The 11,877-nt window shown below is 65.5% G+C and carries 8 protein-coding genes; 3 read left to right on the plus strand and 5 right to left on the minus strand.

Features of this window, described 5'->3' with window-relative positions; genetic code table 11:
- Positions 1-15 precede the first annotated feature (15 nt).
- Genes B9N97_RS35330 through B9N97_RS29775 form a run of 3 tightly spaced genes read left to right on the plus strand, consistent with a single transcriptional unit; the run spans position 16 to position 3,238 of the window.
- On the plus strand, positions 16-1,278 hold the full coding sequence (locus B9N97_RS35330) for a tetratricopeptide repeat protein (protein ID WP_143266925.1): 1,263 nt from the start codon (positions 16-18) through the stop codon (positions 1,276-1,278).
- Between the two features lie 2 nt (positions 1,279-1,280).
- On the plus strand, positions 1,281-2,204 hold the full coding sequence (locus tag B9N97_RS29770; protein WP_085091440.1) for a radical SAM/SPASM domain-containing protein: 924 nt from the start codon (positions 1,281-1,283) through the stop codon (positions 2,202-2,204).
- A gap of 53 nt (positions 2,205-2,257) precedes the next feature.
- Entirely contained in the window at positions 2,258-3,238 is a 981-nt protein-coding gene (locus B9N97_RS29775) for a hypothetical protein (RefSeq protein WP_085091441.1), read from the plus strand.
- 29 nt (positions 3,239-3,267) lie between these two features.
- Here B9N97_RS29775 and B9N97_RS37075 read toward each other — a convergent pair whose 3' ends face one another.
- From B9N97_RS37075 to B9N97_RS29805, 5 genes are all read right to left on the minus strand, one after another.
- On the minus strand, positions 3,268-4,254 hold the full coding sequence (locus B9N97_RS37075; RefSeq protein ID WP_432264218.1) for a CRISPR-associated endonuclease Cas2: 987 nt from the start codon (positions 4,252-4,254) through the stop codon (positions 3,268-3,270).
- 740 nt (positions 4,255-4,994) lie between these two features.
- Entirely contained in the window at positions 4,995-5,876 is an 882-nt protein-coding gene (locus tag B9N97_RS29790; protein WP_085091443.1) for a ParB/RepB/Spo0J family partition protein, read from the minus strand.
- On the minus strand, positions 5,866-6,894 hold the full coding sequence (locus B9N97_RS29795; protein WP_085091444.1) for an AAA family ATPase: 1,029 nt from the start codon (positions 6,892-6,894) through the stop codon (positions 5,866-5,868). The genes B9N97_RS29790 and B9N97_RS29795 overlap by 11 nt, the downstream gene beginning before the upstream one ends.
- Before the next feature lie 174 nt (positions 6,895-7,068).
- The gene (locus B9N97_RS29800; protein WP_085091445.1) at positions 7,069-8,004 is read right to left on the minus strand and encodes a replication protein RepA; all 936 of its coding nucleotides are present in this window, start codon (positions 8,002-8,004) and stop codon (positions 7,069-7,071) included.
- A gap of 357 nt (positions 8,005-8,361) precedes the next feature.
- Positions 8,362-11,835 (minus strand): DEAD/DEAH box helicase, encoded by a 3,474-nt coding sequence (locus tag B9N97_RS29805; RefSeq protein ID WP_244561008.1) that lies wholly within the window; start codon positions 11,833-11,835, stop codon positions 8,362-8,364.
- Positions 11,836-11,877 lie beyond the last annotated feature (42 nt).

Genomic DNA, 11,877 nt, shown 5'->3' on the forward strand with positions numbered 1-11,877 from the left:
CTAAGGGGGACGCGGATGAGCCGACCGGCATCGTCATTCCCGAATGCCTCGGCTGAGGAGAGAGAATTCGACCGGATCGCCATCGAGAATTGGCGGGAGGAGATCCGCCGCTCCACCCTCTCCCACTACCATCATCGGATTGGGGTGGCGCTCGAGGCTTCGGGAGAGCGCGATGCCGCCGTGACGGCGTTCGAGCGTGCGGTGACGGTGGACCCAGGGCGCTACGCATCCGTGCTGCGCCTGAACCGCCTGCTGCGGGACGCGGGCGACCAGGAGCGCGCGCGATCCGTTCTGGAACATGGAATGTTGGCGCATGGCGGCGACGCCGATGCCCTGGCGCGGGCGCTGGTCGAGGAGGCGGAGGCCGCTCGGGATGACGCAATGACCGACGATGCGCTCGCCCTCGTCGTCCATGCGCTTGCCGTCTGTCCGCATGCCGCCGCCGCTCATCTGCCCGATCTCGTCGTCGAGTTGGCCGGCCAACTCAGTAATCGCCATGAGGAGGCACTGCGCTGGTGCGATCTTGCGGCACCCCATGCACAGGACCGCTATGGCCTTCACCATCAGCGGGGCTTTTCCCTGCTTCTGCTGAACCGGCAGGACGAAGCGAGACGGGAATTGGCGGCCTCGATCATCCTGGCGCCGGAGCGGATGCCGTCCTGGTATGTGCTAGGCCAATATCACCGGCTCCGCTTCGAAACCGAAGCCGCACTGGCGGCTTACCGGCGCGTTTGGGAGAGCGGTCACGATCTGCGCTGGTGGGCCGGCCTGATGATCGCGCAGACGCTGCTGTCGGACGGCCGGCTCCGCGAGGCGATGGCCGCCTGCGACGCCGTCCGCTTTCGGGAACCAGCCATGGGCTGGGCACGCATGATCGGAGGGCTGGTGCAACTCCATGCCGGAGACCTCGATGCCGCCGCCCGTGCGTTCGACGGGGGCAGGCGGAACGATCCCGATACAGCCAGAGGACGCGTCTTCCGCGGCATGCTCAGGCTTGCATGGAACCGGCCGCAGGAGGCGTTGGAGGATTTCAGCGGCGAGCGTGGGGACTTCGCCTGCCTTGCCCTCCCCCGCCTCGGACGGGCGCGGGCGCTGCTGGAGTTGGATGCCGCAGAGGAGGCCAGTCGCCTGGTGGGTTTGGCGGTGAGGGACGAGGGCCAATGGGTCGCCGCCACGCTGCGGTTGCTGGGGCCGCTCGGGCAGGCGCTGGGGCCCCTGCTCGCCGCCGTGGGGCCCAATGCCCCGCCCAGCGTTGGCAGCCATAGGATACCGAATTGACAATGGACGCGCTTCGCTCCCCGGCTGCCGCCACGCCCGCCGACCCGACGGTGCTCGACACGCCCTTCGCGGTCTTCAACATCGAGTTGACCAACCGCTGTCCTTTCAGATGCGTCATGTGCGCGCGCACCGTCAACATGACGCGCCCGCAGGGGCTAATGGATTTCGGCCTGTTCCGCAAGGTGATTGACGAGTATGTCCAAGAGAACCCGAAACAGGCGCCGCAGGCCGATTGCTGGCTGCATCATTTCGGCGAAAGCCTCGTCCATCCGGACTTTGACCGTTTCATCGCCTACGCCTCGGCGCGCGGCGTGTTCACAGCCCTGTCGCTGAACCCGCTGATGCTGAAGCGGCCGACGGCGTTAGCGCTGTTGCGTGCCCGTCCTGCAAAGCTCTATCTGTCGATCGACGGCCATGACGATGCGTCGTTCGAACGCATCCGCGGCATCGCGGGTGCCTATGACGCTTCAGTCCGCAACCTGCTCGACTTTCTGGAACTGAAGAAGTCCTTCAAATCAAACGTCCAGGTCATCGTGTCGATGATCAGTTTCGGTCTGAACAGCGACAGCATCGGCCGGATGCGGGACTATTGGTCGAACCTCGACGGGGTCGACGCCTTCTTCGCCAAGGAGTTCGTCACCTGGGACGGCAATGCGCCGGACGTGAGCCGCCTTGCCGGCGACCGCCCCCAGCAGCAGGACCATGTCACCTGCCAATTTCCATGGAGCAGGCTGACCGTCACCTGGGACGGCGACGTCGTGCCCTGCTGCTACGACCACGACAAGCGTTATGTCCTGGGCAATGTGGCGCGGCAGTCGCTGAAGGAGATCTGGAACGGCAGGCCGATGCGGTCGCTACGCCGGGAGTTCCTCGACAACCGCGTCTCCAATCCCTTGTGCCGCAACTGTGATTACCTTCGTGCCTGATCCGCACCCGCCACCACGTGCAAAGCCACGATACGCAAAGAAGGACACCGCCGATGTCTGCCGATTTGGAGGATCTGGTTCCACTTTTCCGTGCCGGACGTGCTCTGGCCTGGGACCATCACCGCCAGCAGCAGCGTTCGGCGGAGCGTCAGCTTCTGCTGACCGCCCGCGCTCTGGGCGAGTCCCTGCGCGCGCGCAAGAGCATTCCCCACCTGTCCGACGTCGAGTTCACGGTATTCTCGCAAACCGGTGAGGACGGCATCATCGAATGGCTGATCCAGAACCTTCCGGTCCGCTCCGAGAGTTTCATCGAGTTCGGCGTACAGGACTACACGGAGAGCAACACCCGCTATCTGATGCGCAACCGCAACTGGCGAGGGTTCGTCCTCGATGCGAATGTGGCGCACATCGAGGCGATCAGGAACGACGAAATCTATTGGAAGCACGATCTGGTCGCAGAGTCGGCGTTCATAACGAAGGAAAACGTGAACGATCTGCTGTCAAGCCGCGGCCGTGGCGGCGAAGTCGGCCTGCTGAGCATCGACATCGACGGCAATGACTATTGGGTGTTCGATGCGATCGACGTGGTTCGTCCGGACATCGTGATATGCGAATACAACGCGGTGCTGGGCGACGTGCATGCCTTGACGATCCCATACGATCCCGCATTCCAGCGTTCCATCTACCACCCTTCCTGGCTCTATTTCGGGGCCTCGATCCGGGCGCTCGAACGGGCGGCGGCGCGAAAGGGCTATGCGCTGATAGGCAGCAACGGGGCCGGCCACAACGCCTTTTTCGTTCGTGCCGAGCTTGCCTTGCATCTGTCCATCGCGGATCGGAGCGCACGCCCTTCCCTTTTCCGGGAATCCCGGGCCGAGGATGGGAGCCTGTCCTATGTGGGGGGAGTGGAGCGGGCCGCCCTGATCGCCGACATGCCGGTGCTTGATCTGGAAACCGGCCGGACGGCACCGCTTGCCGGCCATGGACAGATCTACAGCCGAGAGTGGCTGACCCGTATGGGAGAGCACTGTTGATGATCACGGAGAAGATAGTGAATTGCCCGCTACCCTTTCCCCGCCGCACTCGCGCCACCGCGCCCCATGTTGCACGCAGGCGCTCGGTGTAGCGGGCGGGCACCACAGGCGACGTCCAGCATTCCGCCTGCATCAGCCGGAACAAATCGACAGCGGCCACCAACAGGTCCTGAGTGGCGCCGACACGCAGGCAGTGGCCGCTGAGGGCTACGGCGAGCGGGTTTGCCTCTCCGGTGTGCCATTCCACCACGCGGCGGACGGCTGCCGACATGCTCCACCTTGTGCCGCGCCGACGAGCCCAGCAGGTAGAAGCGAAGGCCGTTGGTCTTGGGATCGATCAGATCCAGCAGACGGGCGCGGAGCGCCGTCCATGATAGGGCTTCGGCGGACCGGAGCGGCGGGCGTGGAATTCCACCACGTCCGCCTTGCCGATCAGCCCCAGCCTCAGGCTGTGCAACGCCACACCGCGGGCGGTGCGCCGGCGCCTCGCCCAGGGTGGAGCGGTGGCGGAACACCACCAGCCGGCGCGCCGCCATCTCGCCGCGCGCGGCGGAGCGGTCATGGTCGAACATCAGCAGCAGCACATGGAAGAACGCCTCCAGGTCCAGCGTCGGCGGAAAGCCGGTCAGCGGTCCCTGGATGTCCTGCAGCGCCGCGTCCAGCACGCGGGCGAGGCCGGGCTTTGCCCCTCGCACCTTCTTCAGATGCTTCTGCGCCAGTTCCAGTAGGAAGGAGAAGGCGGCGCGCGGCGTGGAGGATGCGACGCCTGGAACCCGGCACGCGCCACGGCGGCGGGGGGCGATTCGGCGACCCGTCTTTGCAGGCTGCCGCGCTCCCCTGCCCCGCTGTCCGGCAGCCCAGCAGCCCGGCATGATGGCCGGCAACCGCATAGGCCAGCATCCAGCCGGTTTGATCCTTATGCCGCTCCAGCGCATAGACGGCGCCGGCGGTGGGATGGTCCACCCGCCCTCTCCTACCGTTCGAGGTTGACGGATAGTCCTGAAAGGCCTGAGCATATTTGCACGGAATCATGCAGCAGTCCAAGCGCCCGTGCGAAGTCCGCCGCCGGTCCGTCCGCAAGCAGTTGGGCACCGACGCCGTGCGCCACCGGTTCGACGAGTTCCAGATGCTTCCGCAACGGCTCCCATTCGGTCTTGGGCTAATCAGGCAGCGTATGGGCGTAGCAGTCCATAACAACCTCGCGCGGTGGTGGTTCTCCACTTAACCAGCGCAGACGAAGCTGCGCGAACCCCAAGTTCCCACGGTGATGCCAGGAGGTTCGCACGGCCGAAAGACACAGGAATGCCGGCGGATCGAGCGCCTAGCAGTCAAGTTCCCGCCAGCCGCTCGGATTTGGGGAGGCAGGTTTGCGCAATTGGCGCTATTGACAACAAAGACTTAAACTCTGGGCGTTGCCCACTCCGCGGGGGCGTGGATTGAGCTGAAACGATCATAACGGCGGATCGGCTGAAGATGCTCGCCATTGGGCAACCGCTTTGCGAACCTCCGATGTCGAGCGGTGCGGGGAACGTCAGATCTGAGCGAGGCTATGGACAATCTCGGCTGGCGCGGTCATCGGAACACAGATCACGCTGGCCTGTAGAGCGGCGGACGGCGGCGGAGAAAGTGCGCGACGGCCGCAAAATATCCGGCGGCGACCAACCGGTCCAGCATTTCTGGAGGAGGGGAGGGCGTTATTAGACGTCTAATAGCGGGGGGACGTGAGATTCCGGTTTATTAGACGTCTAATAGCGTGTCACTCGCCGAGCAGCGTATCGATGGCGGTGCGTAGCGCGCGCAGAGCCTCGCGGTCGGCATCGTCGAGCCGGCTGCCGCCGTCGCTGAGATCGCGCAAGCTTGCCACTCCCTTGTGCAGCGCCCGCAGGGTCGTTCGGTGTGCAGCGGGGGCAGGGGAGAGGGCAGCGGAGGAGGCTTTGCGCTGTTGCTTGGCCTCGCGCACCGCCTTCACCGTGAGGCCGGCTTTCGCACGCTCCCACAGCTGGGCCTGCAGTGCGGCGTCGCCGAGTTCGGAAAGCTCCATCAGCACGGAAACCGACACATGGCTCTGCTGCGGCGCATCCTCCTGGATCGCCGCCGGCAGCCGCAGGATACCGAGCAGCCGGGCTACGTACTCTTGCGATTTGCCGATCAGCACCGCGGCCTGATCCTGCGTCAGCCCCTTGTCTTCGACCAAACGCTCCAACGAGCGCGCGACGTCGATTGCGTGCAAGTCGACACGCTGGACGTTCTCGATCAACGCCAACGCCTGGGCGTCGTCGGTGTCGAGTACCAACGCCGGGATGGTCTCGCGGTCAAGCTGGCGGAAGGCCCAGTATCGCCGCTCGCCGGCAATGATCATGAAGCGGTCGACGGCGATCTCGCGCACGTTGATCGGCTGCAGCAATCCCTTTTGCTCGATCGACGCGGCCAGCGTCGCGATGTCGGCCTCCTGAGCGTTGCGCCGCGGCTGATCCGGATCCGGCTCGATCTGGTCGAGCGGGATTTCCCGGAAACGCATCTTGCCGCTCAGTCCGAACAGCGCCCGGTTGCTGGTCCCGCCACCGCCGGCTGCGGCGCGGCTGATCGTCCGCTTCAGCAGTCCGGTGTTGGCGACATCGAGCCCTTTCTTAGACGCCATGGCCAACCTCCGCCCGTGCCAGCGCCAGCAGCGCCTCGGCAATTTCCTGGTAGCTGTCCGCTCCGGCGGAATTGGGGTTCATCGCCAATCCCGGCCGCCCGGCCAAAACGCTCTTTGTGTAATCCGCGGCCCGGCGCACCGGCGCGAACAGGCGCAGATTCTCCGACCCCGCCATCGCCTGCAACTCGGTCAGGATCTGCTCGTCCTGCAGCCGGCGCGGGCTGAACATCGTCGGCAGGATGCCGAGGATCCGCAGCCGCGGGTTGACCAACTCGCGCACGCCGGCGATGGTTTCGAACAGTTGGGGAATGCCCATGAGCGACAGCATCTCCGTCTGGGTCGGGATGAGAAGCTGGTCGGCGGCGTTCAGCACCGACACGGTCAATTCGCCCAGATGCGGCGGGCAATCTAGAATGATGAAGTCGTAGTGTCCGGACAACTGGGCGATCTTGGCGCGCAGGATCAGCGTGCCGTTGGGCTGGCGCAGCAGTTCGCGGTCGGCCGCCGCAAGAGAGATGGAGGAGGGCAGCAGATCGAAGGCGCCGTCGCACACCGGGGTGACGAACTCCCGCAGCGGGCGGGTCGAGCGCAGCGCATGGGTCAGCGTCTCCTTGACCACTTCGCGCTCATGCGGGTCGACGCCGAGATGAACGGTCGCATTGGCCTGAGGGTCGCAATCGACCAGCAGCACCCGCTGGCCCTGCCGGCTCAGCAGCCACGCGACATTCACGCAGGTCGTCGTCTTGCCAACCCCGCCTTTCTGGTTGGCGGCGCACAGGACGAGCGGAGCATTGCGCGGGCTGGAAGCGGCCGGTATGCCGACGGGACTGGTTGATGCCTTCAGAGCGGCGCCGACGGTTTGCGGAATGCGCTCCGCTCCGGTTTCCCAGCGGGAGATCTTGGCACGGTCATAGCGGCGGCCGAGCCGCTCGTTAAGCCAGACCACCAACTCCTGCTGATTCATGCCGCGGTCTTCGCGGTAGCGGCGCAGTTCCTCGCCGCTCATTTCATGCGCCATAGGGTATTGCTCACTCCGGGAGGTGAATCCGCGGAACGATGAGCGATGTTGACGGGACTGTCAACCGATGTGCATCTTGCTGTGCAGCACGTGCCATGCCCGACTGTGCCGCGTCCAAGGAACCCTATCGCGTACTCTTGCGATGAGGCCTCGCAAGAGTACGCGGCCCGCGGGTCATCGCAAGAGTGCGAACTGCCGTTCCGGCACCGGCGGACGGGAGGGGTGGAGGATAAGGCCAGCCTCGTCGATGCTGATTTTCGCATCGGGATAGACTGCCATTGCGGCTTTCAGGGCGTCCTGGAATCGTGGCTTGAACTGGAAAACATTCTTGTAGCCGGCGCCGAACTGGCCATGCAGGGCGGTCCAGGTCACCGGCGTGGCGGCCCCCAGCACATGCAGGCGGTAGGCGAGCCAGATATAGATGTCGATCGCCATGGATTTGTTGGAGATCAGCTTGATCGCCGGCTCCCACACCGGAACCGGATGCTCGCGCAAGGCTTTGAAGAAGCTGTCGGAAAGGCGCACCGTGTCCACCCACAGGCGCAATTGCTGGTCGTCGTCGGTGTCGTAGAGCTGGATGCCGCCCTTGACGATGGTATCCTTGGCGAACTCGGCCTTCTTGCCCTGGCGTTCCCAGATGAAGGTCAGATTGCAGGCGCTGATCCGGTTGGCCTGTTCCTTGACGTCACGGTACGACTTGCCGCCGGTGGAAACGTTCATCCGGCTCATCCAGTCGCGCATAGACGCCCCCAACTCGACCTCCGGGCTGCCGGTCTGGATAGCGCGGGTCTGCAGGTAAAGCAGGATGAGACGGGCCCGAGAGCCGTAGGGGACGCCGAACAGCCGTGTCGTGCCGTCATTGTCGGGCAGGCGGCCCGGTTCGATGATCAGCTTGACCTTATGTCCGGGGCGTTCCCAATGCTGCTCGTCCGGCAAGGCCTTATGTGGGAGACTGGTCAGGCAGAATCCGGCATAGGTGATGCCGAGTGCCTTGCTTTCGGTCGCCAGTGCTTCCGCCGCCAGATCGACGAAGGGGCGCTCCTGTTCCGGGACGAGACGGCGGGCGTCGACGGCGCCATGCGTCCTGATCAGTTCGTGAAGCGTACCCACGGATCATCCCTCCTGCCAGAGCTGCCAGGAGTGTGACCCGTTGGGCATTGAACCGCAACGCGTACTCTTGAGAGCATAGCTAGTAGAAATCCTATTTGAGACTCTATTAGTTGATTCATCGCAAGAGTACGGGGGAAAAGCCGAGTCGGCCCGAGTCGCTGATCGCAAGAGTGCGTATCGGTATCGCAACAATACGCGGGACAAGCCGGCGTCGGCGCGTGGCTGGCCGGTTCTTCATCGCAAGAGTACGCAACCGGTCTGCGAATCGGCAATTGCAGGGTCGGCCGTCGGCGGGTTCATCGCAAGAGTACGCGAGGGCATGGTGCGGGGTCTTGTGGCAACCCTAACCGGCCGACGTCATGCGTCGATCGGAGCCAGCAGGAAATCGAGGTCGTCGGCGGTCAGCAGGTCCTCGGCGGTCTGGCCCTGGTCGTAGACCGCCTCGCCCAGGCGGCGCTTGCGCTCCTGAAGCTGCACCATGCGTTCCTCCACTGTGCCGGTAGTGACCAGCTTGTAGACGAAGACCGGCTTGTCCTGGCCAATGCGGTGGGCGCGATCGGTCGCCTGATCCTCCACTGCCGGATTCCACCACGGATCATAGTGGATCACCGTGTCGGCGGCGGTCAGGTTCAGTCCGGTGCCGCCGGCCTTCAGGCTGATGAGGAACAGCGGCACCTCGCCCGCTTGGAAGCGCCTGACCGGCGTCTCGCGGTCCCTGGTTTCGCCGGTCAGTTCAACGAAGGGGACGGAAAGCCGGTCGAGCTCCGGCTTGATCAGGTCGAGCATCGACGTGAACTGCGAGAACAGCAGGATGCGCCGGCCGTCAGCCAGCAGTTCCGGTAGCATGTCCAGAAGCCGGTTCAGTTTCGCCGACTCCGCCCCCTTCGTCACCCGCTTGCGGGCGCTTTCCAGCTTGACCAGCCGCGGATCGCAGCAGACCTGCCGCAGCTTCAGCAGTGCATCGAGGATCATTATGCGGCTGCGCGCCAGCCCCTTGCGGGCGACCTCGTCACGCACGCGCTGGTCCATGGTCAGGCGGATGGTCTCGTAGAGGTCGCGCTGGCCCCCGCCGGGCTCCACCGTCTCCAGGATTTCGGTTTTGGGCGGCAGCTCCGCCGCCACCTCTTCCTTGGTCCGGCGCAGCAGGAAGGGGCGGACGCGGCGGGCGAGCACGCGCTGGCGGTCTGCATCGCCATGCTTCTCGATGGGCGTGCGGAAGATCCTTCGATAGCCGGTGCGGTCGCCGAACAGTGACGGCACGCTGACCGCGAACAGCGCCCACAGCTCGTCCAGGGTGTTCTCCACCGGGGTGCCGGTCAGGCACAGTCGCTGGCGGGCCTGCAGCGCCTGCGCCGCCTTGCTCGCCTGGCCGCTGGGGTTCTTGAGATATTGCGCTTCGTCGAAGATCGCCAGATGCCAGGGCTGTGCCGCCAGCACCTCGCGGTCGCGCGGCAGCAGGGCGTAGGAGGTCACCACCAGATCATAGTTGGCCAGCGACCCGTGAGCCGTCTTGCGCTGCGGACCGTGCAGGACGAGCGTGCGCAAGCCGGGAGCGAAGCGTTGCACTTCCGCCCGCCAGTTGCCGAGCACACTCGTGGGCGCGATCAGCAGGCTTGGGCGGTCGAGCCGGCCGGCTTCCTTTTCCACCAGCAGATGAGCCAGCGCCTGCAGCGTCTTGCCCAGCCCCATGTCGTCGGCGAGGATGCCGCCGAAGCCGTGGGCAGCGAGGAACTGCAGCCAGTCGAGCCCGGCCTGCTGATATGGGCGCAAGGTTGCGTGCAGCTGTTGCGGCGGAGCCACCGCCGGCACGCCGCCCGCCTCGCGCAGGGCCTTGGCCATACCGCGCACGGCGTCTGCGCCGAGCAGTGGAATGCCGGCGGCCGACGCGGCTTCCTCCAGCGCCGACAGGTCGCCCAGATGGGACCGGCCGATGCGCAGCTCCCCGCCGCCGGGTTGCAGGCCGAACAGCTCCATCAGCACGCCGATCATCGGCGCCACCCGTTCCACCGCCAGCGGCAGATAGCGGGTCTCCCCGATCCGCACGAACATCGTTCCGGATGGTGCCAGTTGCTCCAGTACCGCCTCCAGCCCAGGCGGCTGCCCCGATGAACGGCCTTCCGTCCCGTCGGCACCATCCCTCTCATCAATGTCATCATCGTAGACGTCATCGTCGAACGCGCCGTCGTCGAGCAGAGCCGGATCGATCCGCGCCAGCGCGTCGATCACCTCGCGCAGCACCGGCAGCAGGTCGATGCGCTCGCCATCGATGTCGACGCCGAGCGACAGCCCGAACCAATCGATCCCGGAGCGGTCCTCGACTTCGAACGCCCAATCCTTGGGCGCCTCCAGAACCTCGAATGGGAAACCGGGAGCGATCTCGATTGTCCAGCCGGCGGCCCGCAGGTCGGGAAGCACCGAATGACAGAAGTTCAACCACACCGACTGCTCATCGAATTCGTCGCCGGCGACGGCGAACAGTTCATGGCGGACAGGGGAGGCGCCACCAATGCTGAGCGGCAGCGCCCTGATGGTGAAGCCGGCATCCTCTAGCCGTTCGACCGCCTTCCTTTCCTCGTCCGGCTGAGGCTCGGCGGTGACGAGAACGCCGTTCTCCATCCACTGCAGCGCCGGCCCACGGTCCTTCCAATGCAGGCGGATGCCTGAATAGTCGAAGTACAGGTCAGCGACCGGGAGTTCCATCATTCCCGCCATTCCGTAGATCGGCTGGTGCAGGAAGGGAAGCCCCGCCAGCCGGGCCATACCCAGTTGCAGCACCGGACGCGGCAGGGTGCGGCGCCGTTCCGTCTGCGCCGGGGGCTCCGGCAGTACGGGCAACCGGTCGCCGAGACGTGCCGCCTCGGCGCGAAAGGCGGCTACTTCGCCCGGCGGCAGCGGCGGGGCCGTCAGCAGCGCAACCGCGATGTGCGGCGACACCGCTGCCGCGTCGACCGGGCCGCAAGTGGCGCTCGCAGGGGCGACATAGAGCAGCGGCGCCGTCGGCAGCACGATGGCCGGTGGCCTGTCGGCAGCGTTCGGTTCGCCGGGGTTTGTCCCTTCGGAGTTTGCCTCGACCATGACGGTGAAGCGCTGGCGTCCCGCGCCATCCGTTTCCCAGCGCGGCGTTCCCGGCAGGGCAGGGCCCGCATGCAGCGGTGGGCCTCTGCGGAAATCCTGCCAGTAAAGCCGGCCCGTGCGCAGCATGCTTTCGATCAGCCAGGGGGCGACTTCGGCCGGCAGCAGGAACCCGTTTGAGCCGCCGTGTGCATTGCGCGACACGGCATCCAGCAGCGCGTGATCGGCCGGGGTGACGAACTTCGCCGAACTCAGGGTGCGGAACTGATAGGCATCATAGGCCTTGTCGTCGTTCCCGAACTGCCCATCTTTGCGCAGGGTGACCGAGAGGATGCGGAGGAGGAGCCTCCGCTCCCCGGACGGCATGTCGTCAAGCCACAAAACATAGAGCAGGCGCTTACGAACGGAGTCGGCATACTGGTTTGCCGTTTCGCGCTGTGCCGCCGCGGTCAGCCGCGACAGCAACTCCTTCACCGGTGCCGAGAGGCCGTGTTCCGCCGGCGTGGCTTGGTCCTGAACGGCGGCAGCGGCCGGCGTCGGCAATGTGGCGCCGGGCCAGGGAGAGGTTGGCCGTTCAGGCGGCCGGACGGTGGTGGCGGTGCGTTCGGGCCAGGCCAGCAACGCCGCGGCGACATGCTTGCAATTGTAGCCCACCGGACAGTCGCATTCGCCATCCACCTGTTTCAGCACGCCATCGGCGATTTTGACGATGATATCCTGACCATAGAGCGCGCGGCCTGAGCCCCGGACCGTCGACATCACGCTCCACTCATCCCCCTGCCGCTGCTGGGCCTCAACGGT

Origin of the sequence: Azospirillum oryzae, assembly GCF_900177515.1 — a bacterium.
Taxonomy (GTDB): Bacteria; Pseudomonadota; Alphaproteobacteria; order Azospirillales; family Azospirillaceae; genus Azospirillum; species Azospirillum oryzae_A.